This window comes from Sorangium sp. So ce426 (assembly GCF_051475585.1).
GTDB lineage: Bacteria > Myxococcota_A > Polyangia > Polyangiales > Polyangiaceae > Sorangium > Sorangium cellulosum_B.
This window is the reverse complement of the sequence record NZ_CP150341.1, coordinates 6,801,440-6,825,464: the sequence shown is the minus strand read 5'-3', so window position 1 is coordinate 6,825,464 and position 24,025 is coordinate 6,801,440. Positions and strand designations below refer to the sequence as shown.

Sequence of the window (24,025 nt, the reverse complement as noted above, 5' to 3'; positions counted from 1 at the left end):
TCGATGGCCGAGCTGTGCGCTCAGGGGGATACCGTTGCTCCCGCGGCCTGCGGGCGCGAGGTCAGAAGCCCGGGCGGATGTGTGGCCCGCGGGCCGCGCTCACCCCGCGGGGTGTGTCTCGGCGTCCGCGCAGCAGCGGAAGCCGACCTCGTAGCCGTAGTCGTCTTCCTTGTGAAAGGTCGTCATCGGGCGGCACTGGCTCCGGATCGGACCCCACCATCCGCCCTTGAGCCCGCTGCGGTAAGGGGCCTTCTGATCGGTGCGCACCACCCACTCGTTGACGTTGCCGTTCAGGTCGAAGACGCCCGCCCACGAGGCGCACTCCGCGCGCCCGCCGGCCGGCTCGCGGCCGTCCAGGCGCGCGAGCTCGGCGGCGCATCGCGCGTTCTGCTGGCACGCTGCGTAGTGGAGCAGCCGCTGCGAGTGGTCTGGAAAGCGGTAGTCTCGGTCCTGATTGCACGTCTCGGCGTTCCGCTCGTAGCCGTAGACGTAAGGCAGCGATTCGGGGCCTTCGCAGGCGAAATTGAACTCGGCCTCGGTGCAGAGCCGCTTGCCCTCGGCCGCGCAGAGCCCTGCGGCTTGCTCCCACGAGGTCAGCGTGCGCGGCAGCGCGCCCGGGACATTCGGGTATTCGTACCGGTCCATGCAGAACGAGAGGTGCTCGGTCTTCTCGGCGACGCACCGCGACGGCTCGCGGAATCGCAAGCATCGGGCGGCAACCCCCGGCTCGCCGTGGCGCTTTGTCCATTCGGGATGGTACTCGAGGCACTCCTGCACCACGGCGCTGCAATACTCGCCCTCCACCCGCACCATCCCGTCGGGGCAGCCCTGGGTCGAGCCGGGCAGCGCGATCGGCACCTCGATCATCGCCGGCTGGTCCAGCGGCTCGTCGTTCTCCGCGGCCGGGGGCTCGGCCGGCAGCGGGTCCGTCATCTCCGCCTCCGTCGCCGGCGTCTCGACCGGCAGCGGGTCCGTCATCTCCGCCTCCGTCGCCGGCGTCTCGATCGGCAGCGGGTCGGACATCTCCGCCGACTGCTCGGGAATCTCGGCGTGCCGGGCGTCGCCTCCACCTCCGCCCCCGCTCCCGCCGCTGTCCGAGGGACCGGAGCAGCTCAAGGTCGCAACGCCGAGCAGTGTCAGTACCGTGAAACCCAGGATACGCACGTTGACCTCTTCCCACGTTTGGCTACATCAGCCTACAGATGTGGGCCAAAATTGATGCTGACCCGGGCTCGCCTCGATTTCTCGCGAGCGTCGGGAGCCATCCGGAGGCACTGCAAAATCTCGGCCTGCCTCCGCACCCCGGAAAGCCGGGCTACAGGGCTGTTGGCCGTGGCTTTGTCCCGTGGCGTGGCCGCCCGGTGGTCCAGGATGGCCGGCCAGCGCGGCCACCCCGGGCACATCGGCCAGCGCGCGAACTGCGCGCCCTGCGTCCTCTTGCGCGGCTGGCTGGTCGCCGGCCGCCGTGGGCGCTCCGCGGGAGTCCGCTCGATGGATGGGGCTAAGCTACGTTATGGTGAATACCACGAGGTAATGAGGTGCCCGTTGCGGGCGTCGAGGCCAGGGCCGCCGCGTCTACGCGGGGTTCCCCTCGTCGTCCCACGTGGAGAAGCCGTGCGCGTCCGGATGATGGGTCTTCACCACGCAGAAGCGCTGGCCGGTCGGCGCCTCGAGCACCCACCACGTCGAGGCCTGCGTGATCCGCTTGGCGCCGAGCCGCTCGAGGCGGCGCACCTCGGCTTCGACGTCGTCGGTCTCGATGTCGAGGTGAACGCGGCTCCCGTGCTTCACGCTCTGCACCTCGACCGAAAGATCGCGCGCAGACGCGTCCAGGCGGACGTAGGCCTCGCCATCCTGGCCGCGCGATCGCATGCCCAGGGCCGCGCTCCAGAAGCGGGCGGCGCCATCGAGATCATCGGTCCGGCAGTCGATGATGAACCCAGCCAGGCGACTCTTGTGCATGCGCTCTGCTAGCACGGCCACCACGCTGCGGCCGCGACCCGATGCGCCCAGGTGAGATTGCTGCCCACGCACCAGTCGATGGGGTGCGTCGCCGTGGTCAGAGGTCCAGCGTCGGCTCCTGGAGCATCAGGCTCACGTCCGCCACGCCGGGCAACGCCTGCAGGCTCGTCACGAGGCCGGCCCGCATGTCGGGGTGGCGAACGCGGATCTGGTAGGCGTGCTCCATGACCGTGCCCTGCGCCGCCTCGCGCAGGGTCACGAGCGAGAAGGTGCCGCAGTGCTCGCGGAGGATGCCCGCGATCGGGCCGGAGATCTCCGCGCCGGCCTGGCCGGCCGGCGCCACGAACCGGAGCAGCCCGTCCGGCTGCCGGCGCGACCCGTAGCCGGTGACGTGGAGCAAGAGCGTCGCGACGCCGAACATCGCCGCCCCCGCGATCGCCGCGCCGTAGGCCCGCGCGCCGCTCGCCATGCCGATGGTGAGCGACGCGAAGACGAACACGACGTCGCGCGGGTCGCGCATCGTGGTGCGGAACCGGATCGCGGAGACACCCCCCGCGATCCCGATGCCGGCCGCGATGTTGTTGCCGACGGCGAGCATGAGCGTGCACGTGATGATGCTGCCGAGCGCCATGCTCTGGACGACCGTCCGGGAGTACGAGAGGCCGCGGAACGTGAGCATGTAGACGCCGGCGATGCCCTGCGTGAGCCCGAAGGCGACGAGCAGGGCGACGAGCGCGTCGCGCCACTCGACGGCCTCGCCGTGCGAGAGCGCTGCAAGCCAGTCCATCATTGCCACCCTGCGACCCGGGCCGCCCGCACCTCCGGGAGCATCAGCTGCGCGGTGACGCTGTAGCAGTACTTGGAGAACGAGTGCCGGACGAGGTCGAGGCGCCGCACGAGCGCCACCATCCACGCAGGCGGCCTGCGCTCGAACTTGAGCTCGAGGACGCAGACGGGCTCCGGCGTCTGCGTCTGGACGGGGTGATCGACCGGGCGCCACCCCCCGTCGGTGGCGTCGAGATCCAGCGTCTCCCTGCGCTGACAGACGATCTTCCGGTCGAACGTCAGGCGCGCGTAGCTGTCGAGGGTGCTCTCGTACGCCTCGCGCTCATAGTCGACAAGGAGCATCGGCCTGAGGTCGTGGCGGTGGAACGCGCCGATGAACTTCTCCGCGCCCTTCCGCGCGTTCGGCGCGAGCCGATCGAGCGAGGGGGGGCGGCCGGGCGCGAGCAGATCGCGCCACTCGCTCGCTGGCACCGCCGCGCGCGACTTGATGATCACATCCTGGACGCGCCGCTTGACCTCCAGGAAGGCCGGGCTGGTCTTCCCGGGATAGGTGCGCACCCGCAGCTTGAAGCGGTCGCGCTGCTCGCGGGCGTTGGCCCAGTAGAGGTCGAACCCGCGGGTGTCGAGGTAGAGCGACCGGATGCGGTACACGCCGCCCGGGCCGGCGTACCGGTCCAGCCGGCCGATCGCGCAGGCGGTGGCCCGGATCGCCGGGACCAGACGCTCCGGTACCAGGTATTTGAACTCGTATCGTTCGATGACGTCCAGGACTCTCGCCTCCTCGGTCGTCAAGGGCAAGCGCGCCGCGCAGCTGCGCGTCGCAAAGTTGTTACGGTAACCGCGCAATAATGACACAAATTTCGCCGGCGTCCGCAAGCGGAATCCATGACCGCTTCCCGAGATCTTTGCGCTTTCCCTGCAACCTGCGCGCCTGCGGCTGCGCCGCGGGGGGAGCGCCCGGCGCGGCTCGGGGCCCGCGCCGGCGCTGCTCCTTGCCGTGGGCCGACAGGGCTCGGGGTCGGCGCCAGCGGGGGCCTTCGGCTGCCGGGGTGACGCGGGCCGGCGCGCTCCCCGGCATCGGCCCGCGCCGCGCGCGAGCGGAGGTCGCTGCCTGTTTGTGCCACGAGCGCCCAGCTCGTGATCGCACCGTCATGAGTCGATGTCGTGAGCGGCTCCTCGCGAGGTGCGCCGCCTCTCGGCCGCGCAGCCGCTTCCGATCCCCGATTGACCCGATCGATCGATCACGCGCGAAGTTGTTGAAGGCCGCCTGGATCCAGGCGAGATCGTCGAACGATCCGCATGCGTCAGGTACCCGACCTCCTCGCCGTCCTCCAGCAGATCGTGCGGCGGGCCATGGCCGTCGTGCCGCACGCGCCGCGCGGGAGCCTGCTGCTGCGCGAGGGCGACCGCCTCGTGGCCCGAGCGCTTGTCGGGTTCGACGCGGTGCCTGGGGTCTCCTCGCGCGTTCCGGTCGGCGCGGAGGTCGAGGGGGGCGCGCCCGGCGCGGCGGCGCCCTCCGACGGCGCGCACGCGAGCCGCATCGTCGATGCGCGGGCGTGGTACCGGACGTACCTGCCTTTCGCGCTCGAGGCGGGCTGCGGCGTCCCCGAAGGCGCCGGGGTGCTGGTCGCGCCCATCCAGCTGTGCGGCGAGCCGGCCGGCTATCTCGCCATCGAGCTGGCCACCATGGAGTCTCCGGGCGAGGAGCGCCGCGCCACGATCGAGGTCCTCGCGGGCACGGCCGGAGATGCGCTGGAGCGGCACAGGCTCTATGACGACAAGGCGAGCGCGGCGCAGGAGATCCGCCTGTTCGAGCGGCTGCTCCACGCGGTGGGCACGACGCTCGCGCTGCACGACCTCATCGAGACCATCGCGCACGGCATCAAGAGCGTGCAGCTCGATCCGAGCTGGGACACGGTGGAGATCTGGCTGATCGAGGAGGACCGTGTCGGGGACGGCCCCGGGCTCGCGCGGGGCGACCTCTGCGCCCGCGTCTACCGGGCTCCGGCGTCGGAGCCGACGACCTACTTCCAGAACGTCCGCGCCGGCGCGGACAGCGCCGCGCGGCCCCTCGGCGTCTCCATCGACTGGCGGACCGGCCACGGCGGCGAAGGCGACGGCTCTCAGCGCGCCCTGCTCGATGAGGCGATCGACCGGCGCATGTCCGGCATCATCGTTGCGCCCAGCAACCCCGAGAGCGCGGAGGACGCGTTCCGGCGGGCGGCCGAGAGGGACATCCCGGTCGTCGTGATCGACACGCCCCCGCTCCCGGGCAGCCGGGCGCCGCTCTACATCGGGACGGACAACGTGGCGTCGGGCAGGTTGGCGGCCGAGGTGATGAAGCGGCTGCTCCCGGGCGGCGGCGTCGTCGCGTCCCTCGGCGCCGTGGGGCTCGCGCTGAACATCCGCGAGCGCGTCGATGGCTTCTGGGCGGCGGCGCTCGGATCGAACCTGACGGTGCTGCCGACGATCCCGTGCGACTGGGATCAGGAGACCGGGACGAGGCTCGCCACGGTGGCGCTGGAGGGGCGGCCCGACGTCGCGGGCGCCTTCGGCGCCGCGGCGGACAACGGGCCGTCCTGGGGCCGCGCGGCGCGAGCCCTCGGCAGGGCCGGAGATCTCAAGGTCGTCGGCTTCGATCTCGTCGCCCGTACGGTCGCCCTGCTCCGGCAGGGGGCGATCCACGCGACGATCGTCCAGCGCGAGGACGACATGGGCTTCCGCGCCATCGAGACGATCCACCGGATGATCACGCGCGGCGTCGGGCCGACCCTCGCCGAGCTGCCGCCTTCCCGCGTCCTTCACACCCGCGTCGATTGCGTCACCCTCGAGCAGACGCCGTGGTCCACGACGCTGAGCGATTACCTCTCTCTCGAGGCCGCCCGCCGGGCCGCGGCCGGGAACGGCGGTCGGATCGCGCCCGTCACCCCTGCGATCGAGGTCATGATGATCGGGCTCCCGCCCCCCTCGAGCTCCGTGGTCGAGGACCAGGTCTCGATCCCGGCGCGCTCGCTCGTGCGCCGCGCGATCGCGGCGGGCCGCCCGGTCGTGATCGACCCCGCCGAGGAGGGCGTGGACGCCGCCCTGCCTGCCGCGCACGACGGCGCGCGCACGGCCATCGCGGTGCCGCTGCAAGGCCGCGGCGACGTCCTCGGCGCCCTCGTCCTGAGCAGCGCTCGCAGGGAGGCGTGCGGCGCGTGCGACGTGGCGTTCCTGGTCCGCGTCGCCGGCACGGTGGCGATCGGCGTCGAGAACGCCCGCCTGCTCCGCCGCGCCTCCGCGCGGAGCGAGGAGCTCGAGCGCGCGAACCTGCAGCAAGCGGCGATGCTCCAGACGATCCGCGAGCTCTCGAGCCCCGTGGTGCCCATCGCGGACGGCATCCTCGTGATGCCCGTCGTGGGCGTCATGGATGCCCAGCGCTCCAGCGACTTCATCGCGTCGATGCTCCGCGAGATCGACGCGACGCGCGCGCACGTCGTGCTGATCGACGTCACCGGCATGGCGTTCGTCGACGCGACGGCGGCGTCCCGGCTCGTCGAGGCGGCGCAGGCGGCCGCGCTGCTCGGCGCCGAGGCGGTGCTCGTCGGCATCCGGCCGGAGGCCGCGCAGATGATGGTCCGGCAAGGCCTGGACGTCGGCTCGATGGTGACGCACGCCAACCTGGCGAGCGGCTTCCGCCATGCGCTCTCGAGGGTGCGCCGCCGCGAGGCGAAGCGCGGCTGACCGCGCGGCGGCTACTCTCCTGCCCGCGGCGCGATCACCCGGGGCACGCCGCGGCGCAAGCCGCGCCGCCGCAGTCGACGCCGGCCTCGTCGCCGTTCTTCACGCCGTCGGTGCATGTGGGCTCCTCGCAGACGCCGCTCCAGCACACGCGGCTCAGGCAGTCTGCGCCGGTCTCGCAGCCCCCGCCTGGCGGGCAGCGCGGGCAATATTGCTTGCCGCAGTCGACGCCGGCCTCACGGCCGTTCTTCACGCCATCGCTGCACGTCGGGATCATGCAGCTTCCGTTCGTGCACACGCCGCTCTCACAGTCCGTGGCGGCCTCGCAGCGCTCGCCCGATGGGCAGGGACGGCATGAACCGCCGCAGTCCAATCCTGTCTCGCGGAGCCCCTCATCTCGTGCGCCGTTCACGCAGTGCTCCGGCACGCACCAGACACCATCACACGCGAGCCCGCCAGGGCACAGCGGCGTCGGGTCTGTGTCCACGCACTGCACGCACGCGCCCTCATGGCATCGTCCGGCGCCCGAGGCGGGACATGCGACACCATCCAACAGGAGATGTCGCGGCTCGTCGATGTCGCAGGCGTCGAGGGTGCACTGGTTGCCGTCGTCGTAAGGGTCGACGGCCGCCACGCTGACCACGCGGCCGTCGGCCGTGCACTCCTCGACCTTGCAGTCGCCGCGGATCTGCGAGGCGATCGGGCCCCGCTCGATCTCCACGACGCACGCGCCGTCCACGCACCTTCCCACGCCGCACCGCGGGTCCGGCGGGCCCGCGCAGTCCGCGTCGTCCTCGCAGCCCCCCGGCGGAACCGGCACCCCCGAGCCCGAGCACTCCTCCGTGCCCTCGGCGCACTCGTCGCAGGTCCGGCACTCCTCGAAGCAGTTCGGCGTGTCGTCATCGCGCGCGCAGCAGATGACCTTCCCCGGCTCGCCACACTCGCAGTGCTCGTTGACGCAGATCGTGCCCGGCACATTCTGCTGGTCCGACTGGCAGTGGTCCGTCGTCGCGCACCTTCCACCCACGTAGGGCCCATCGCCGCAGGCAAAGAAGGTCGCCGAGGTGATGAGAAAGAGCAGAGCAGCAGCACAACGCGCGATGGGTCTACCCATGCGTCCAGTCCTCCGGCACGAGGCTGTGGCGCCGGCACCCAGGCGGCCCCAATCCGCCGAGGTGTCGTTTGCCAGGTCGTCTCGGGGCGCAGTATGCCGCGGTCAGGCGGCCGCCGTCACGCAAGTTTTCGCAAGATCGCGCAGCGTGCGAAGCGGCCTTCGCTCAGAGCAGGCGCAAGTTCGAAGCGCACATCAAAACGTGCTCGTCAACGTAAGCCCCTTGGCTGACACCGTGATCTCTGCCGGCCCGCGCGGATAGAACGTGTAACCGAGCGTGGCGGCCAGGACGGCCCCTCCCGCGATGAGGCCGGCGAGGCCCACGCCCCGGTAAGCGATCGCGTCGTCGTAGGCCGACGCCGACTGCTGGCAAATCGGCCGGGTCAGCCGGAAGCAACGGTTCGGCCCTGCGGAGAGCGCAGCGGTGTCGCCCGCGTCGTCCTTCTTCTCCGCGCCGACGAGCATCACGCCGCCGATCGCCGCCAGGGTGGCGGAGAGCCCGAAGCCCCCGGCGACGAGCTCCGGCCGCGGCCCGGGCCGGGGAGGCGGCGGAGCGAGGGGGGAGACACGGGGGCCGGGGGGCGGCGCCGGCGCGCCTGCGGGCGCGGCCGAGGGGCCTGGGAGCGGCGCAGGGACGCCGGCGGGCCGGGCGGCGAACGTGAGCACGACTTCCCGCGCCTCGCCGCGCGGCACGTCGATATCGGCCGTCGCGACGTTGCCGTCCAGCACGGCGCGCACCACGTGGTGGCCGGGGGCGACGGGGATGGGCTTGTCGCCCTCGAGCTCGGCGGGCGCGCCGTCGATCGTGATCTTCGAGCCCGCGGGGGCGATCACGTGGAGCTCGCCGGCGAGCTGCCGCGCGCGGGCCAGGTCGCTGAGCCGCGACGCGACGAGCGCGCGCTCCGCGGGCGTCCTGGGCGCGCGCATGATCTCCTGGCATAGCGACAGCCAGCGCACGGCGGCCGGCGCGTCGCCGAGCCGGAGCGACAGCGCCCCGATGTTGCACGCGGCGACCTGGGCGCGCTCCAGCCGCCAGACCGCCATCCACAGGTCGCGCGAGTCGGCGAGCCGATCCTCGCGAGCGGCCGCGTTCGCCTGCGCCATGAGCCGGGCGACCGCCTCCGGAGGGGCCTCGGCGCGACCCTCCGCCGCGCCGGCCAGCAGGGCGATGCACAGCGGGAGCGCGGCGACGCGGCGTGTGTTCCTTAACACGGGTGCGGATCTCCTTGGCCGAGCCTCGGTCTGAAGGGCCGCTCCGGAGCGAGGGCCCCGGGCGACGGCCCCACGTACCAGAAGGAGGCTGTCGGTGGAAGCCCCGGAAGCCGCCGGGATGCCGGGGGGGCAGGCGATGAGGGCTGGCCAGGCGCGAGCTCGGTGCGCTGTGGCGGAGCGCGCCAGATCTCTTGCCGGGATCGAGGGCTGATAGCCCGGCGATGCTTTACGATGTCCGTGTCGATGCCTGGCGCGAGGTGGGGCGAGCGGGCAGCCCTACTTGACGAACACCAGTAGCTTCTTGACGCCGTCGACGTCGAACACCTTGACCGCGACGACATCGCTGACGTCGACGTCGTTGTTGCTGAGGACGTCGCCGACCTTGATCCCGTTGGCGACGTCGACATCCTCCAGCACGTTTTGCAGGTTGAGGATCTGGAGGTTCACGATGAGGTTGTTCAGCGTCTTGTTCACGTTCACGAGCTGGTCGCCCGTGAGGATGTCATCGAGGTACACGATCTTGATGCTGTCGACGTCGATGACCTCGTCATTCAGATCCAGGACATCCGTGATCAGGACAGGGATGGCCACGAGCGCGGCGGTCAAGTTGCCGTAGTCCGGAAAGTCGGAGGCGGACGGGACGTCATAGCTCGCCAGCGCGGTGGTCGACACGCCGAGAGCGACGAGAGCAGCGCCAACGCCCGAGAGAACGCGAGACTTGAGAGGCTTCATCTTGTATGTCCTCGAAAATTGGGTTTTCGGTTTGCTGCTATTTTTTGCTCAGAGCGCGGCGCGCCGGTCTGTCATCTGCCTGTCACTGTGCTGTTCAGCCGATCGTATCGTCGGGCGGCTCGGCACCCTCCGATGCGCGCCTGTTTCGAATTAGCTCCGGTGCTCACGCGCTCTGCTGAAGACCATTTCGTCCTCGTGTCGCCGCTTATTCACGCGTGATGCCAGGTGTAAGTTCAATGGCAGTGTCTGGAATTGTCGAGAAATTCAGCTGTGTTGTTGATTTGTGTGGCCCAGGTGACAATCGTGCCTCACCAGGCTGTGACAGCGAGACAATCGGCTACGCGATGCCGGCGGCCTCTGGGCATGGCGCGCGTCAGGCGTTGTTGAGCTCGATGCTTGACGAGCTCATCCTTCAGCGCTCGACATGATGAAAGCAGGCCGCGTGTCGATGGGGCCGCCGGCGCGAGCGGCTCGTGCGGTCTGAAGATGCGGCTCGCTCCCAGGCAGCGGCCGAGGCGAGGATGCGCGCGTCCTCGGGCACGTTCTCGAGGTAGCCCCGGTGGCGCTCGGGGTCCTCGATCTTTCCTTGCCGCGCGTGAGAGCAAGAGGTCGCGGGCCTCGATCAACACGGCCCACGCTCGGACGCCGTCACCCATCGCGTGCAGATCTCTCGCGGCGCGGGGAGGACCTCAGGCGGCGAGCCCCGCCCTTCTATCGCTCTCCCGCGCTCAGCCCACCGCAGGCCCGGCCTTCCGCTGCGCGCTGTCGCAGACCCAGCGGACCACCCCGGGAACGACCCCCTGCGCGATCGCGCTCACCCGCGAGCCCACGTCGGGGTAGATCTCGAACCGCCCGCGCGCCATGCCGTCGGCCATGCTGCGCGCCACGGCGTCCGGCTCGAGCGTCTTCACGTTGCCCGCGATGGCCTTCGTCTCCGCCGGCTTGTACTGGTTCTCGAACGCCAGCTGCGGAGTGTCGGTGTCGGGCGGCATGCACACGCTCACCCGCACGCCGTGAGGCCACATCTCCGCGCGCAGCGCCTGCGAGAAGCCGATCAGCGCGAACTTGCTCGCCGCGTACGGCGTGTAACCGTAGATGCCGATCACGCCCGCGAGCGACGAGACGTTGAGCACATGGCCGCTGCCGCGCGCCGCCATCGCAGGGAGCACCGCCTTGCACAGGTGCACCGCGCCAAAGAAGTTCACGTCCATCATGCCCCGGAACTGATCCATCGGCAGCTCGAGGAAGCGCCCCGGCATCACCACGCCCGCGTTGTTCACGAGGTGATCGATCGGCCGGTCGGCGAGCCGCGACTCCATCGCCCGCGCCACGTCGTCCGCCCGGCTGATGTCGAGCTCCAGGACGTCGACCCGCGCGGACGGGTGCTCGCGCCGGATGCCCACGGCGGCCTCGTCGAGGAGGGCGCGGCGGCGCGCCACCAGCGTCACCGCGGCGCCGTACCCCGCGACGAGCCTCGCGAACGACAGCCCGATGCCGCTCGAACCGCCGGTGATGAGAACGCTCTTGCCCTGGAAATAAGTTCGGGTGTCCATCGGCGGCCGAACCTACCCCAGGACCGCCCGAGGCGCGAGGCGCTCGTGCAGGCCCGCGGCGGCGCGCCTCATGACGGCTGCGAAAGCTCGACGTCGGGGTTCGCTCTCCCCGATACGCCATTGGCCAGCTTCGAACCGCCCATCGCGCTCGCCCACGCCCTCACCTTCCGGCTCACGGCGGTCTTCGCGCTGCTCAGATAGTTTCTCGCCTCACCGCTGTACAGGCCGGCGGCGAACACCGCTGCGAGGCTCGCCGCCGCGGCCACCGGCTGGAGGGCTCTCCGGCCGAGCTTGTTGAGCTTCCTCTTTTGCTTCTTCGAGAGCTTCGCCTTCATGATCCCATCAGCTCAGCAGGGGTCGTGCCATGGCGATCGAGGCCGAAGCGCGGTGACGAGCGCAATGCGCCCCGGTGACACGCGCCCCGCAAACAGGACGTTTTGCCTCGGTGTGGTGGAAATGCGCCTTCCCATGGGGAATGCCGCCCGCGTTACGACCAGCGATGTTGGGAAGCTCACAGCCTGGGCGGACTTGCGGCCGCCAGCGGGCGGCCTCGTCCGGCCGCTGCGGGCGGAGCCGCTGGCGATCGGGGCCGAGTTCGTTTACTCCGTTGTAAGCAGGCTCATGCGAGGTCTCAGGTAAGGCGGGGACGAGATGCGCGTGGGAGACGTCATCGACCGTCGCTTCCTGATCGAGCGCCTCGCCAGCTCGGGCGGGATGGGGGACGTCTACCGCGCCTGCGATCTGGTCACGAACGAGCCGGTGGCGCTGAAGGTCCTGCAGCGTCGGGGGCTCCAGGAGGCGATCCGGTTCGCGCGCGAGGTCGAGGCGCTCGAGGCGCTCACCGCGCTGCGGCACCCGGGCATCGTGCGCTACATCGCGCACGGCGCGACCGACGCGGGGCAGCCCTACCTCGCGATGGAGTGGCTCGCCGGCGAGACGCTGACCGAGCGGCTCACCCGCAGCTCGCTCACGATCGCCGAGAGCATCGCGCTCGCGTCGCGCATCGCGTCGACGCTCGGCGTCGTGCACCGCGCCGGCATCGTCCACCGCGACCTCAAGCCGAGCAACCTGCTCCTCGTGGGCGGCGCGATCGAGGGGGTCACGCTCATCGACTTCGGCGTGGTGCGCCTCGGCGCCATGGACCGGCACCTCACCATGCCCGGGACGATGCTCGGCACCCCGGGCTACATGGCGCCGGAGCAGGCCCGCAGCGAGCCGAACATCGACCCCCGCGCCGACGTCTTCTCGCTCGGCTGCGTGCTCTTCAAGTGCCTCACCGGGCGCTCGGCGTTCCAGGGCGCCGACGGGCTCTCGGTGCTCATCAAGGTCATCCTCGAGGAGCCGCCGCGGCTCCGGGAGCTGCGCGGGGACATCCCCGAGGCGCTCGACGACCTCGTCGCGCGCATGCTCGCGAAGCCGCCGAAGGACCGGCCCCGCGACGGCGACGCGGTCGCGGCGGAGCTGCTGGCGCTCGACGACGCGGGCGCCGGCGCCGCGAGCAGCCGCCCGTCGAACACCCTGCGCGGGGGCGAGATCACCACGAACGAGCGCAAGATGATGTGCCTCGTGCTCGCGCGCGACGCGAGCGGCGACGCCGAGGCGACGCGCTCGCAGGAGGAGGACCTGGAGCGCAGCAAGGCGCTCATCGCCGTCGCCGAGCGCTACCAGGGCGAGCTCGAGATCCTGGAGTCGCGCTCGCCGCTCATCGTGCTCACCGCCGGCGGCGCCCCGACCGACCTCGCGGCGCAGTCCGCCCGCTGCGCGCTCGCGCTGAACGCGCTGCTCGGCAGCGTGCCGGTCGCGCTCGTCACAGGCCGCGCGGAGATGTCCGCGCGGCTGCCGGTCGGCGAGCTCATCGACCGCGCGGTCCACCTGCTGCCGCCCGCGCACGCGCCCGCCGGCGCCGGCGCCGACGCCGTCTGCATGGACGAGGTGACCGCGGGGCTGCTCGGCGCCCGGTTCGACGTGACCCGCGACGCGGGCCGCCTCCGCCTGCACGGCGAGCGCGAGGAGCTCGCCTCCACGCCGCCCCTGCTCGGCAAGCCGACGCCCTGCGTCGGGCGCGACCGCGAGCTCGCGCTGCTGGAGGCGGCGTTCTCGCACTGCGTCGAGGAGTCGACGCCGAGCGCCGTGCTCGTGACCGCCCCCGCGGGCGCGGGGAAATCCCGCCTGCGCTCCGAGCTGATCCGGCGGCTCCGCGACCGCGGCGAGGACCTGGAGGTGTGGATCGGGCGCGGCGACCCGATGAGCGCCGGCTCGGCCTTCGCGCTGCTCGCCCCGGCGCTGCGGCGCGCGATCGGCCTCTTCGAGGGCGAGCCCATGGAGGCGCGGCAGCGCAAGCTCCGCGCGCGCGTCGCGCGGTACGGCCACGCCGAGTCGGCGCGCACCGCGGCGTTCCTCGGGGAGCTCGTCGGCGTGCCGTTCCCCGACGGCGACAGCGTGCAGCTGATGGCGGCGCGGCGCAGCCCCGTGCTGATGAGCGACCAGATCCGCGTCGCCTGGGAGGAGCTCCTCAGGGCCGAGTGCTCGGCGAGGCCCGTGCTGCTCGTGCTCGAGGACCTGCACTGGGGCGATCTGCCGAGCGTGCTGCTCGTCGACTCGGCGCTCCGCAACCTCGGCGATCAGCGGCTGATGGTGCTCGCGCTCGGCCGGCCAGAGGTGCGGGAGCTCTTCCCGAAGCTCTGGGCGGGGCGCGGCGTCCACGAGGTGCAGCTGTCGGGGCTGCCGCGGCGCGCGAGCGAGCGGCTGGTGCGCCAGGTGCTCGGCGAGGACGTCGCGCCGGAGCTCCTCGCGATGATCGTCGACCGCGCCGACGGCAACGCGTTCTACCTGGAGGAGCAGCTCCGCGCGGTGGCCGACGGCAAGGGCGCCGACCTGCCCGAGACGGTGGTGGCGATGGTGCAGGCGCGCATCGAGGCGCTCGACATCGAGGCGCGGCGGGCGCTGCGGGCGGCGAGCGTCTTCGGGCAGACGTTCTGGCAGGGCGGGGTGTCGGCGCTCGTGGGCGGGGCGCAGGTCGCGCCGAAGCTGGTCGAGCTGGAGCAGCGCGAGGTGATCTCCCGGCGCGGCGAGGGCAGCCTCCCCGGCGAGGTGGAGTACGGCTTCCAGCACGCGATCGTGCGGGAGGCGGCCTACGGGATGCTGACGGACGGCGACCGGCGGCTCGGGCACCGGCTCGCCGGCGAGTGGCTGTCGCGCGCGGGCGCGGGCGCGGTGGACGCGATGGCGCTCGGCGAGCACTTCGAGCGCGGCGGCGAGCTGTCGCGGGCCGCGGCCGCGTACTGCCGCGCGGCGGAGCAGGCGCTGCGGGCGCAGGACCTCGCCGCGGCGATCGAGCGCGCCGAGCGCGGCGTCGCGTGCGGCCCGAACGCGCAGGCGCTCGGCGCGCTGCGCCTCGTGGAGGCCGAGGCGCACGTCTGGCGCGGGGAGCTCGCGCTCGCGGAGCAGCGCGGGACCGAGGCGGTGGACCGGCTGCCCGCCGGCTCCGCGGCGTGGTTCTCGGCGATCAAGCACGTCGCCATGGCCGCGGGCAAGCTGGGCGGCTTCGAGCGGGTGGAGCGCTGGATGAGCGCGGCGCAGGCCGCCGAGGCGGAGGCGGAGGGCGCGCTCGTGGCGAAGCACATGTGCCTCGGCGAGGGGGCGCAGCTGCTCGTGTTCGGGGGGCGCTACGCGTTCGCGGACGCGCTGATCGAGGCGATCGAGGGCGACGGGACGGATCTCGCGGAGCGGGAGGTCGAGGTGGTGGCGCGGCTGCATGCGGCGCGGTCGGCCCGGGCGCTCGTGAGCGGCGATCCCAGCGCGTGCCTCGCGGGGCTGTCCGCGGCGCTCGCGGCGTTCGAGCGCGCGGGCGACCGGGGCAACGCGTGCGCGTTCCGCATGAACGTCGGGTACATGCACGCGGAGCTCGGGGATTTTGCGGGCGCGGAGGAGGTGCTGCGCAGCGCGCTCTCGGGCGCGGAGCGGATGGGGTTGCACGATCTCGCGGTCGCGACGCTCAGCAATCTGGGGCACGTCCTCGGCTACCGGGGGCGGATCGAGGAGGCGGAGCGGACCGAGCGCGAGGCGATCGCCCTGTCGCAGCGGCTCGGGGATCCGCGCACGGAGGGGAGCGCGCGGACGTACCTCGCGCGGATCGCGCTGCTCGCGCGGGACTTCGAGGGGGCGGAGCAGGAGGCGAGGGCGGCGGCGGAGATCCTGCAGAGCGCGCCGCCGCTGCGCGCGGCGGCCGTGGCGGCGAGGGCGAGGGCGCTGCTCGGCCTGGGGAGGTTCGACGAGGCGCTGTCGGCGGCGGGGGAGGCGTTCTCGATGCTGAACGCGATCGGGGCGATCGAGGAGGGGGAGTCCGCGGTGAGGAACGTCTACGCGGAGGCGCTGGCGGCGAACGGGATGGAGGCGGACTGCGCGGCGGCGATCGCGGCGGCGAGGGAGAGGTTGATGGAAAGGGCGGGGAAGATCAGCGATCCGGTGTGGAGGGAGCGGTTCCTCACGATCCCGGAGAACCAGCGGACGCTGGAGATGGCCGAGCGGTGGGCGGGATAGGAGGGACGGACGGGGGGCTCAGCCCTCGCGGGGCTCGGCCGGCAGGCCGGCGTTCTTGCGGAGGGTGGCGATCAGGCGGTCCATCGCCTCGCGGTAGGTCTTCTGGGCCGCGGCGATGCGCTCCTCCATCGTCTCGTCGATCTGCTTCGCCTGGGTCGCGGACGAGTCGAGCATCGCCTTGCTGCGCCCGAGCTCCTCGATGCGCGCCTCCGACGCCTTCTTCTCCTCGTCGGTGCGGCTGCCAGAGGACTGGAATGCTCGCTCCGCCTGGACCGCCTCGTCGATCGACTTCTTGATGGTCTCGATCTCCTCGAGCATCCGGCGGAGCCGGAGCTTGTGCTCGACCATGTCGATGTGGACGACGTAGCTCACGAAGCTCACGGCGTCGGCCTGCTTCTCGAGCGTCGCGGCGTTCTCCTTGCCGAGCGAGGCGCGGTAGCGCTCGAGGCGGCGGTGCGCCTCGCTGCGCTCGCGGACGTACTTCTCGAGCTGGCGCTCGACGCCCTCCTCGAGCGCGTGCGCCGTGGCCCCGGTGACGTCGACGTCGCACCCCTTCTGCTTGACGACGTACTGCGCGGCGCCGCTCACCTTGCGGGTGAGGTCCTCCTTGTTGTCGTTGAAGAACGCCACCGCGCCGTCGACGGCGCGCACGCGCTCCACGTAGTCGTAGCTCCGGCCCGCCGCGTCCGCCTGCTCGATGACGTCGAGGACCTGCTTCCAGTCCGGCTTCTTGAGCTGGTCGGGATAGCCCGCGAACTGCTCTGTAGCGCGCTTCGCGAGGTCCACGCGCTCGCCGAACGACGTCGCCGTGGCCTGTAGCTCGGCCGGGTAGCGCTCCGCGTAGCCGCTCTGCGAGGCCGACGACGCGATCTCGGGCTCCGGCTTGGGGGCGCTGCAGCCGAGCGCGAAGAGCTGGCCGGCCAGGAAGAGCGCGCCGGCGATAAGGTACGGTCGGTTCATGGACGCTGGCCTATAGCCCATCTCCGCCCTGGCCGCGCGTGCTCCGCGCCGACGCCACCTCGGTCAAGGGTCACGTGACCCACATCCGCGCAGCCCGGCGCAATCAGGGCGACGCACGCGCGACACCACGGCACAAGGAGCCATGTTGCGCGTCGTGTGCGCGTCGTGTTGAAACGCGGAGAACGCCGGAATCGCTTCCCTTTCGTACCCGCCCTTGGCATCGTCACGGGCCCGCTCTGCGCGTTCAGTTTGCGTTCCAGACGGTCGAGGACGGTTGTTCCTTCACTCTGCATTTCACAAGCGCCGGCGCCTGTCACGGAGGCGCCGGCCACCTTCGCGAGGGATGTGAGGCATGGGAGCTCTGAAAGACAAGGTCGTCATCGTCACGGGCGCGAGCTCGGGCATCGGCAGGGCGACGGCCGTCGCGCTGGCCGCCGAGGGCGCCAAGGTCGTCGCGAGCGCGCGGCGCGAGGCGCAAGGGCGCGAGCTCGTCGCGGCCGTCAAGGATCGCGGCGGGGAGATCACCTGGGTCACCGCCGACATGCGGGTCGAGGGCGACGTCGAGGCGCTCGTGAAGGCCACGGTGTCCACCTACGGGCGCCTCGACTGCAGCTTCAACAACGCCGGAGCCGGCTTCTTGGTGCCGCTCGCCGACATGTCCAACGCCGACTACGACCTGGTCATGGACACGAACCTCCGCGGCGTCTTCTGGTGCATGAAGTACCAGCTCAAAGCCATGCTCGCGAGCGGCGGGGGCTCGATCGTCAACTGCGCGTCGGTGGCCACGTCGCGCTTCTTCCCCGGGCTCGCGATCTACGCTGCATCCAAGGCCGGCCTCGTCGCGCTCACGCGCACCGCCGCGGTCGAGTACGCGCAGAAGGGGATCCGCATCAACGCGGTGAGCCCCGGCGTCGTCGAGTCGGAGATGTCGACGGCCGGCTGGCGCCTCGACGATCCCCAGGGCCGCGCCTTCGCCGCGTCGCTCCACGCCATGAACCGCGTCGGCGGGCCCCACGAGGTAGCCGCGCTCGTCACCTTCCTCTTCAGCGACAAGGCCTCGTTCATCACCGGCCAGGAGGTCGCCGTCGATGGCGGCCTCCTCTCGGCGGCGTGGCCCGCCAACTACGCGGGCGGGGGCTGATCCGCGCGCCGCTGCTGCGCCCGGGGGAGCGCGCCGCGGCGGAGCCCGGCCGGAGGCCGCGCGCCTCACCCCGCCGCGCTCGGATCCTCCGAATCGCCGGTTCCCGAGCCTCCTGCGCCCCATACTTCGGCCATGGGTCAGCCTGAAGCGGAGCCGCCCCCCGCGGCGGGTCGTGGTGAGCACCCGGCGGCCTCTGCCCCGTCGCTGTTGCGCGCGCTCCGCCACCGGAACTACCAGCTCTTCTTCGCCGGCCAGCTCGTCTCGCTGGTCGGCACCTGGATGCAGTCGGTCGCCCAGTCGTGGCTCGTCTACCGGCTGACGGGCTCGTCGCTGCTGCTCGGCGCCGTCGGGTTCGCGACGCAGATCCCCGTCTTCCTGCTCGCCCCGATCGGCGGCACGGTGGCCGACCGGCGGAGCCGCCACCGCATCCTGCTCGCCACGCAGTCCGCCGCGATGGCGCTCGCCTTCGGGCTCGGCGCGCTCACCCTGAGCGGGCACGTCCAGGTCCCGCACATCCTCGGGTTCAGCGTGCTCCTCGGCGTCGTGAACGCGTTCGACATCCCGACGCGGCAGGCGTTCGTCGTCGAGATGGTGGGCAGGGAGGACCTCGCCAACGCCATCGCGCTCAACTCCTCGATGTTCAACGGCGCGCGGATCCTCGGCCCGGCGGTGGCGGGCATCCTCGTCGGCGCGATCGGCGAGGGGTGGTGCTTCGTCGCGAACGGGGTGAGCTTCCTTGCCGTGCTCGGGAGCCTCCTGGCGATGCGCGTCGCGCCCCGTCCGGCCGCGGCCGGGCGCGGCTCCGCGTTCGCCCATACGGCCGAGGGCTTCCGGTTCGTCGCGCGCACCAGGGCCATCCGCGCGCTCCTCCTCCTGCTCGGGGTCGTGAGCGTCACCGCGATGCCGTACGCGGTGCTGATGCCGATCTTCGCCGATCGGATCCTGCGCGGCGGGGCGCAGGGGCTCGGCATCCTGATGGGCGCGTCGGGCGTCGGGGCGCTGCTCGGCGCGCTCGTCCTCGCCAGCCGGAGGCGGCTCCGGGGCCTCGGCCGCTGGGTCGCCGCGGCCTGCGCGGGGTTCGGGGTGGCGCTCGGGCTGTTCGCGCTGTCGCGGTCGTTCTGGCTCTCGGCGCTCCTGCTCGTGCCCGTCGGCTTCTCGATGATGGTGCAGATGGCGGGGTCGAACACGCTCGTGCAGGCGATGGTGCCGGACGCGCTCCGCGGGCGCGTCATGGCGGTCTACGCGATGATGTTCATGGGGATGGCCCCGCTCGGCGCGCTGCTCGCCGGCTGGCTCGCGGGCAAGATCGGCGCGCCCGCGACCGTGGCCTCGGGCGGCGTGTGCTGCGTCGCCGCGGCGGCGGTGTTCGCCGCCAGGCTCCCCGGGCTGCGGCAGCAGGCGCGGGAGCTGATCATCGCCCAGCAGATGGCCGCCGGGACGCCCTCGGAGCAGCTCACCCAGCCGGTCGCGGCGGGGGCCGCCTCGGAGGCGCAGGGCGCGGCGCGGCCGGCGTGAGCGGGCGGGGCCGGCGCGGTCCGGCACCTCGCATGCACGCCGCGGGTCGAGGCGGGCGTGTGTGCGGTCGACGCACTGCGCGCCGGGCGAGGGAGGGGATCATGGGGCAAAAGGCCAAGCAGCGGTCCGAGGCGCAGGCGCAGGCGCAGAAGAACGCGCGGTTCGACGAGGTCGATCAATCGAAGGGGATCTTCCGGCTCGACGGGCCGCACCCCAAGGACGCCGAGCTCCGCGCGCCGGGCTCGCTCGGCGGCGGGCCGTACGAGGAGTCGGGCCGCGGCGGCCCCGCGGGCTCGCTCGAGCTGCGGGAGACCGGCGCCGATGCCACGGCCGCGGGCGCGGCGGCCCCGCCCGAGGAAGAGCCGCCGCCGGAGAGCGGCGCGACCGAGCAGGTGCAGCCGAGAGGCGCGTTGCCCCAGCACGAGGAGCCGGGCGCGAAGGAGCGCAAGGCCGCCGGGCAGAGATAGCGGGGCGCGGCGCCCCGGCGGCGCTCGCGCCGGCGCCTCGCGCGCTCACCGCGGGGCGACGGCGCTCGCGACGCCGAGGGCGACGTATTTGCCGACGGTGCCGGCCACGCCCATCGTGTCGCGGAAGCCCTTCATGAGCCGGCTGGGCAAGACCAGGTCGTCGAGCAGGAAGCCGCCGAGCGCCGACAGCGCGCCCGTGAGCGCGCCGCCGCGCCGCCCCGCCGCGTCGAGCGCTTTCTCGTAGCCGATGCCCCACACGAGCAGGCCCCCGGCGAGCGCCGCGATCCCTGCGGGCGTGGCGATCGGATCGAACCGGTCCTTCGCGCGCCGCCCTCCGAGGCCGACCGCCGCCGCCATGGCGTTCATGGCGGCCCAGGGCGAGCCGCGCTTGAGGGTGGACGCTGCCATCATCGTGCACATCGTCGCTGCCGTCAGCACAACGCCGGTCCGCAGCCCGCGCGTGACGATCTCGCTCATCCGGATCGCCTGCTGAGGGCGCTGCGCCGCTGCGCGAGGCGTCGCCCAGGGAGACCCGGGCGTCGCCGCGGGCGGCAGGGCGGTCGCCTCGGGCGGCAGCGCCGTTGCCTCGGGCGGCGAGGCGATCGGCGCGGCGGCCACCGAGGCGGCTTCGGGCGGCGGGGACGTCGCCTGGAGAGGTGAAGTCACCCCCTCGGAAGGCGGGACCAGCGCCTCGGGCTGATCCGGCTCCGCGCCCTCCCGGCGGCCGACATGGAGGTAATCCTCGCGGCCGTCATGGTACGTGTAGGGGACCGGCCTGGGACCCTGGTGCTCCGGCTCCGCCGTTCCTGCGGCGCGTTCCGGGTTCATTCGATTGTCCATCTGGCACCTTTCAGCGATTTCTGCGGATACGTGGGTTCCTCTCCCCGGCATGTGCCAACTCCGTGCCAGGTCCGAGCTGGCCAGTCCATCGAGTCGGGGCGCCGTCGGTTCGTGGCCGGCGAGAGCGCCGCGGTCCGACGGCGGCGACCCGGTCGCTCCGCCGGCCCGACCGATCCGTCCTCCGCCGCCCGACGGCTGTGGTTTGCCGCTCGCATGGGGGCGCGCTCAGGAGGATTTCATGAGCACAGCCCGCCCGCTGGAGAGCACCACCGCCACGAGGACATCACGCGCCGTGAAGACGGCGGGGGTGATCTTCGGCATGGGCGCAGGTGGCCTGATCGACGGCATCCTGTTTCATCAGCTCCTGCAGTGGCATCATCTGATCTGCTTCAGCTGCCATCCAGGCGCGACCATCGACGATGTGAGGCGGAACATCTTCGCCGACGGTCTGTTCGGCGTTGTCGCATTGGGCCTCACCGTGGCAGGTGTCATCAAGCTCTGGAGCGCCCTGCGCGCGGGCGGAGCCGAGCTCCCCGGACGGATGCTCCCGGGCGCCGCCGCCATGGGCTGGGGGCTGTTCAACCTGGTCGAGGGGGTGATCGATCATCACCTCTTGCAGATCCACCATGTCCGTCCGGGTCCGGGGCAGGTCGGCTGGGACGTGGCCTTCCTCGCGTCCGGTGTCCTGCTGATGCTGGTCGGCCGGCGCCTGATGCGCGAGGCGCCCGCGTCAGCGGCCGCGCCGGCTCGGACCTGAGTCGCCCCCGCGCCAGGCCAGCTGGACCAGGCGGTGCAGCAGCGACAGCGACGGCGCCTGAGGGCCTGCCTCGAGCGACGGAAACGCGCTCGTCAGCTGGGCCGCGGCGAACGGCGTCTTCCTGGCGATGAGCAGCTCGCAGCGGCCGTTGAACACCGCGGGGTCCCGGGGCGAGGCGGGGGGGGCCAGCGAGAGCGCCTCCGGGAGCTCGGCGACGGCCCGCCTCAGGTCGTCGAGCTCCTCGATCGCGAGGCGCCGCTCGTGCGGCGCTTCTGCGCCGTCGCCGCCCGCGCGCAGCAGCGCGTGCCCGCTGGCCTGCGAGCGGAACGGGCCGTCCGAGGACGGGGACAGCGAGAGCTCGACCTTGACCCAGCGGCGCCCTCCGCCGGCCGGCGCGATGCCCTCGAGGACGAGCAGCCAGTCGGGGGCCGCGGGCCGGCGCGCCAGCGCGCGCCTCGCCCAGCGGCGCTGCGCTCCTGGCCCGACCCACGGCGAGAGCCCCGCGTGCCACGCGCGGAACGCGAGCTCATCGCGGTACGCCGCGCCCGGGAGCCACCCCCTGGCCACGCCGATCGACTCCCAGACCGCGAGCCCGGCCGCGAGCGCCGGACCCACGCTGATGCACTGGACCAGCCCCGGAATGCAGGCGCCGGCCGCCGCGAGCACGGCGCCTCCGGCCGCCGTCGAGGCGGCGAGCTGGACCGCGCCGAGCCCGAGCTCCCACGGCTTGCAGCCCCGGCACCGCTGCCGCAGCTCGGCGGTGCTCAGCTCGCTCGGATCGCGCAGGTCGCATGCCGCTCTGGTCATAGTCCTCGTCGCCGCCGGGCGCCGGACCGGAGGCGAGCTCTGCCATCATACCGCGGATCCCGCGGCGCGCGCGTTCAATCCGCGTCGCCGCCTGGCGACGGGTCAATCCGCGTCGCCGCCTGGCGACGGGTCAATCCGCGTCGCCGCCTGGCGACGGGTTCAATCCGCGTCGCCGTCAGGCGACGCGATGGCGCCGACCTTCGCCCTGGTCGCGCGCAGATAATCGCCGGGAGCGATGAGGATCTGCGTGCCGCGCACGCCGGCCGAGACGGAGACGACCTCGAAGAGCTCGATCGTCTCGTCTGCATAGACGGGATAGGCCTTCTTCGCGCCCAGCGCCGTGACCCCGCCGCGCACGTAACCGGTGAGCGGCTGGACCTCCTTCAGCGACACCGTGTCGACCTTCCGGTCGCCGGTGAGCCTGGCCATCGCCTTCAGATCGAGCTGGGCGTTGCCCGGCACCACCGCGAAGCAGACGCCGTGGCGATCGCCGCGCGCCACCAGCGTCTTCCACACCTGCTCTGGCGGCAGGCCGATCTTCCTGGCCACGGTGCCCGCGGTCAGGTCGCTCGGGTCGACCTCGTAGGTGCGCAGCTCGTACGGGATGCCGAGGCTGTCGAGGATGCGCGCGGCGTTGGTCTTCATGGGAATGGGCCGGCCCATGTTATACCCGAACCGGCTCCGGTTCGGGTTCTGCTCGGTCCTCGCGCGCCTCGACGTCGAGGCCGACTACGCCGCGGTCGAGGGCGCCTTCCTGCGGGAGGCGGGGTTGCTCGGGTAGGCGCCGCTCGGGTAGGCGGCCGGGCGCGGGGCGCCGGCTCAGCGCGGGCGCCGGTCGTGGAAGAGGAGCATCTCGATGGTGCCGGCCTCGCGGAGCCAGGGCTGGTCGTGCGGCCCCGGCAGGACGCGGAGGGTGTGGGGGATGGACCGCTTCGCGAGCTGCGCGGCCAGGGCGGCGTTCGCGTCGCGGAACGGGTCTCCCTCGCTGGTGAGCAGGTGGAGGTCGCGCGGGCCCGTCGCGGCGACGGCCCTGGCGAGCCGGTCGGCGTAGGCAGGGGCGCGGTGGGCGCTGATGGCGGACTGCACGCCGCCGAGGGCCCCGAAGAGCTCGGGCCGGCGGAGGAACACCTCGATCCCGATGAAGCCGCCGAGGGAGCAGCCGTCGAGCGAGGTGCGGGCCGCGTCGTCGAACGCGGGCGCCTCGGCGCGGGCGCGGGGGACGACCACCTCCGCGAGCCAGCGCGCGTAGCCGTCGAGCGCCGCGGAGGGGTTCGGGGCCTTGTGGACGTTGGGCGTGAAGGGGCACGCGATCGCGAGGCCGCGGAACGGCCGCGCCGCGAGCGCGGCGTTGACCTCGGCGAGCCGCGCGTCAGTCCAGTCCTTCCGGCGCGAGGTGCGGCCGACCGGCGGGCGGCGCAGCCGCTCATAGGCCGACCCGAGGCCGTACCGCTCCAGCCACGCGAAGGCGCCGAGGCGCTCGTCGCCGGTCTCGCCGAGGCCGTGGAGGAGCACGAGCAGCGGCACGCGCTCGCCCGGGGCGAGGTGCTTCGGGGCGAGCAGCGTGAACCGCCTGCCGAGCGCGCGATCGCCGGGGACCTGGAGGTCGCGGACGTCGAAGGCGGGCGGGGAAGCGGCGGGCGGCGGCGAGGGCGGCGCTGCGCCGGCGGGGTCGGCGAGGGCGGCGCGCGGGGCGAGGGCGGCGGCGCACACGGCCAGGAAGGGGCGCCGGTGGAGGAGCATGCGCGGAGTGTCGCAGCTCCGCGGCCGTCAGTCAGCCCGCACCCGCGCTCCGAGGCGCGCGGCGCCTGCGAGCGGCGTCCGGGCGCTGCGCTGCGGGGGCGGTGGCCGTTCGGGATCTGACGCCAGGTCGACGAGCCCAGAGTCTCTGGGAAGTTGCTCTTCCAACGCATGTCCAAGGCACCG

The 24,025-nt window shown here is 72.7% G+C and carries 20 protein-coding genes; 6 read left to right on the top strand and 14 right to left on the bottom strand.

Annotation, left to right across the window (positions count from 1 at the left end):
- Positions 1–99 precede the first annotated feature (99 nt).
- The 4 genes from WMF44_RS25285 to WMF44_RS25270 all read right to left on the bottom strand — a co-directional run bounded on the left by WMF44_RS25285 (position 100) and on the right by WMF44_RS25270 (position 3,546).
- Entirely contained in the window at positions 100–1,164 is a 1,065-nt protein-coding gene (locus WMF44_RS25285; protein ID WP_437292592.1) for an SUMF1/EgtB/PvdO family nonheme iron enzyme, read from the bottom strand.
- Positions 1,165–1,575: 411 nt separating this feature from the next.
- Positions 1,576–1,962 (bottom strand): VOC family protein, encoded by a 387-nt coding sequence (locus tag WMF44_RS25280; RefSeq protein ID WP_437292591.1) that lies wholly within the window; start codon positions 1,960–1,962, stop codon positions 1,576–1,578.
- A 97-nt stretch (positions 1,963–2,059) separates the two neighbouring features.
- Positions 2,060–2,752 (bottom strand): DUF4956 domain-containing protein, encoded by a 693-nt coding sequence (locus tag WMF44_RS25275; RefSeq protein ID WP_437292590.1) that lies wholly within the window; start codon positions 2,750–2,752, stop codon positions 2,060–2,062.
- Positions 2,749–3,546, bottom strand: coding sequence for a polyphosphate polymerase domain-containing protein (locus WMF44_RS25270; RefSeq protein ID WP_437292589.1), 798 nt, complete (start codon positions 3,544–3,546; stop codon positions 2,749–2,751). The genes WMF44_RS25275 and WMF44_RS25270 overlap by 4 nt, the downstream gene beginning before the upstream one ends.
- A gap of 501 nt (positions 3,547–4,047) precedes the next feature.
- Between WMF44_RS25270 and WMF44_RS25265 the strand changes: the two genes are divergently transcribed.
- Positions 4,048–6,471: a substrate-binding domain-containing protein gene (locus WMF44_RS25265; protein ID WP_437292588.1), complete on the top strand. Its 2,424-nt coding sequence runs from the start codon at positions 4,048–4,050 to the stop codon at positions 6,469–6,471.
- 34 nt (positions 6,472–6,505) lie between these two features.
- Here the strand turns inward: WMF44_RS25265 and WMF44_RS25260 are convergent, their stop codons facing one another.
- From WMF44_RS25260 to WMF44_RS25240, 5 genes are all read right to left on the bottom strand, one after another.
- Complete coding sequence (locus WMF44_RS25260) at positions 6,506–7,582, bottom strand: hypothetical protein (protein ID WP_437292587.1); 1,077 nt, start codon at positions 7,580–7,582, stop codon at positions 6,506–6,508.
- Between the two features lie 192 nt (positions 7,583–7,774).
- Positions 7,775–8,791 carry a hypothetical protein gene (locus WMF44_RS25255; RefSeq protein WP_437292586.1) on the bottom strand — a complete coding sequence of 339 codons (1,017 nt, stop codon included), beginning with the start codon at positions 8,789–8,791 and terminating at the stop codon, positions 7,775–7,777.
- A gap of 276 nt (positions 8,792–9,067) precedes the next feature.
- Positions 9,068–9,523 carry a hypothetical protein gene (locus WMF44_RS25250; RefSeq protein WP_437292585.1) on the bottom strand — a complete coding sequence of 152 codons (456 nt, stop codon included), beginning with the start codon at positions 9,521–9,523 and terminating at the stop codon, positions 9,068–9,070.
- 728 nt (positions 9,524–10,251) lie between these two features.
- A complete protein-coding gene (locus WMF44_RS25245) occupies positions 10,252–11,076 on the bottom strand; it encodes an SDR family oxidoreductase (RefSeq protein WP_437292584.1) in 825 nt (274 codons plus the stop codon).
- A 68-nt stretch (positions 11,077–11,144) separates the two neighbouring features.
- A complete protein-coding gene (locus WMF44_RS25240; RefSeq protein ID WP_437292583.1) occupies positions 11,145–11,411 on the bottom strand; it encodes a hypothetical protein in 267 nt (88 codons plus the stop codon).
- A 316-nt stretch (positions 11,412–11,727) separates the two neighbouring features.
- Between WMF44_RS25240 and WMF44_RS25235 the strand changes: the two genes are divergently transcribed.
- Complete coding sequence (locus tag WMF44_RS25235; RefSeq protein WP_437292582.1) at positions 11,728–15,615, top strand: serine/threonine-protein kinase; 3,888 nt, start codon at positions 11,728–11,730, stop codon at positions 15,613–15,615.
- Positions 15,616–15,633: 18 nt separating this feature from the next.
- Here WMF44_RS25235 and WMF44_RS25230 read toward each other — a convergent pair whose 3' ends face one another.
- The gene (locus WMF44_RS25230) at positions 15,634–16,575 is read right to left on the bottom strand and encodes a hypothetical protein (RefSeq protein ID WP_437292581.1); all 942 of its coding nucleotides are present in this window, start codon (positions 16,573–16,575) and stop codon (positions 15,634–15,636) included.
- A 352-nt stretch (positions 16,576–16,927) separates the two neighbouring features.
- Between WMF44_RS25230 and WMF44_RS25225 the strand changes: the two genes are divergently transcribed.
- The 3 genes from WMF44_RS25225 to WMF44_RS25215 all read left to right on the top strand — a co-directional run bounded on the left by WMF44_RS25225 (position 16,928) and on the right by WMF44_RS25215 (position 19,698).
- A complete protein-coding gene (locus WMF44_RS25225; RefSeq protein WP_437292580.1) occupies positions 16,928–17,716 on the top strand; it encodes an SDR family NAD(P)-dependent oxidoreductase in 789 nt (262 codons plus the stop codon).
- A gap of 132 nt (positions 17,717–17,848) precedes the next feature.
- Positions 17,849–19,231 (top strand): MFS transporter, encoded by a 1,383-nt coding sequence (locus tag WMF44_RS25220; RefSeq protein ID WP_437292579.1) that lies wholly within the window; start codon positions 17,849–17,851, stop codon positions 19,229–19,231.
- A 101-nt stretch (positions 19,232–19,332) separates the two neighbouring features.
- Positions 19,333–19,698 (top strand): hypothetical protein, encoded by a 366-nt coding sequence (locus tag WMF44_RS25215; protein ID WP_437292578.1) that lies wholly within the window; start codon positions 19,333–19,335, stop codon positions 19,696–19,698.
- 45 nt (positions 19,699–19,743) lie between these two features.
- On the opposite strand, the gene WMF44_RS25210 is transcribed toward WMF44_RS25215, so the two are convergent.
- Complete coding sequence (locus WMF44_RS25210) at positions 19,744–20,538, bottom strand: hypothetical protein (protein WP_437292577.1); 795 nt, start codon at positions 20,536–20,538, stop codon at positions 19,744–19,746.
- Between the two features lie 238 nt (positions 20,539–20,776).
- On the opposite strand from WMF44_RS25210, the gene WMF44_RS25205 reads away from it, so the two are divergent.
- Entirely contained in the window at positions 20,777–21,295 is a 519-nt protein-coding gene (locus tag WMF44_RS25205; protein WP_437292576.1) for a DUF2243 domain-containing protein, read from the top strand.
- On the opposite strand, the gene WMF44_RS25200 is transcribed toward WMF44_RS25205, so the two are convergent.
- The 3 genes from WMF44_RS25200 to WMF44_RS25190 form a co-directional block, all read right to left on the bottom strand.
- The gene (locus tag WMF44_RS25200) at positions 21,269–22,102 is read right to left on the bottom strand and encodes a hypothetical protein (RefSeq protein ID WP_437292575.1); all 834 of its coding nucleotides are present in this window, start codon (positions 22,100–22,102) and stop codon (positions 21,269–21,271) included. The two genes, WMF44_RS25205 and WMF44_RS25200, sit on opposite strands and share 27 nt — an antisense overlap.
- A 159-nt stretch (positions 22,103–22,261) precedes the next feature.
- Positions 22,262–22,747 (bottom strand): Cys-tRNA(Pro) deacylase, encoded by a 486-nt coding sequence (ybaK, locus tag WMF44_RS25195; protein ID WP_437292574.1) that lies wholly within the window; start codon positions 22,745–22,747, stop codon positions 22,262–22,264.
- A 174-nt stretch (positions 22,748–22,921) separates the two neighbouring features.
- A complete protein-coding gene (locus tag WMF44_RS25190) occupies positions 22,922–23,842 on the bottom strand; it encodes a hypothetical protein (RefSeq protein WP_437292573.1) in 921 nt (306 codons plus the stop codon).
- Positions 23,843–24,025: the final 183 nt, after the last annotated feature.

Excerpts from the sequence above, each read along its gene's own strand:
- WMF44_RS25280 (WP_437292591.1), bottom strand. The coding sequence starts at position 1,962 with ATGCACAAGAGTCGCCTGGCTGGGTTCATCATCGACTGCCGGACCGAT.
- WMF44_RS25275 (WP_437292590.1), bottom strand. The coding sequence starts at position 2,752 with ATGATGGACTGGCTTGCAGCGCTCTCGCACGGCGAGGCCGTCGAGTGG.
- WMF44_RS25265 (WP_437292588.1), top strand. The coding sequence starts at position 4,048 with ATGCGTCAGGTACCCGACCTCCTCGCCGTCCTCCAGCAGATCGTGCGG.
- WMF44_RS25260 (WP_437292587.1), bottom strand. The coding sequence starts at position 7,582 with ATGGGTAGACCCATCGCGCGTTGTGCTGCTGCTCTGCTCTTTCTCATC.
- WMF44_RS25250 (WP_437292585.1), bottom strand. The coding sequence starts at position 9,523 with ATGAAGCCTCTCAAGTCTCGCGTTCTCTCGGGCGTTGGCGCTGCTCTC.
- WMF44_RS25245 (WP_437292584.1), bottom strand. The coding sequence starts at position 11,076 with ATGGACACCCGAACTTATTTCCAGGGCAAGAGCGTTCTCATCACCGGC.
- WMF44_RS25240 (WP_437292583.1), bottom strand. The coding sequence starts at position 11,411 with ATGAAGGCGAAGCTCTCGAAGAAGCAAAAGAGGAAGCTCAACAAGCTC.
- WMF44_RS25235 (WP_437292582.1), top strand. The coding sequence starts at position 11,728 with ATGCGCGTGGGAGACGTCATCGACCGTCGCTTCCTGATCGAGCGCCTC.
- WMF44_RS25230 (WP_437292581.1), bottom strand. The coding sequence starts at position 16,575 with ATGAACCGACCGTACCTTATCGCCGGCGCGCTCTTCCTGGCCGGCCAG.
- WMF44_RS25225 (WP_437292580.1), top strand. The coding sequence starts at position 16,928 with ATGGGAGCTCTGAAAGACAAGGTCGTCATCGTCACGGGCGCGAGCTCG.
- WMF44_RS25220 (WP_437292579.1), top strand. The coding sequence starts at position 17,849 with ATGGGTCAGCCTGAAGCGGAGCCGCCCCCCGCGGCGGGTCGTGGTGAG.
- WMF44_RS25215 (WP_437292578.1), top strand. The coding sequence starts at position 19,333 with ATGGGGCAAAAGGCCAAGCAGCGGTCCGAGGCGCAGGCGCAGGCGCAG.
- WMF44_RS25210 (WP_437292577.1), bottom strand. The coding sequence starts at position 20,538 with ATGGACAATCGAATGAACCCGGAACGCGCCGCAGGAACGGCGGAGCCG.
- WMF44_RS25205 (WP_437292576.1), top strand. The coding sequence starts at position 20,777 with ATGAGCACAGCCCGCCCGCTGGAGAGCACCACCGCCACGAGGACATCA.
- WMF44_RS25200 (WP_437292575.1), bottom strand. The coding sequence starts at position 22,102 with ATGACCAGAGCGGCATGCGACCTGCGCGATCCGAGCGAGCTGAGCACC.
- ybaK (WP_437292574.1), bottom strand. The coding sequence starts at position 22,747 with ATGAAGACCAACGCCGCGCGCATCCTCGACAGCCTCGGCATCCCGTAC.
- WMF44_RS25190 (WP_437292573.1), bottom strand. The coding sequence starts at position 23,842 with ATGCTCCTCCACCGGCGCCCCTTCCTGGCCGTGTGCGCCGCCGCCCTC.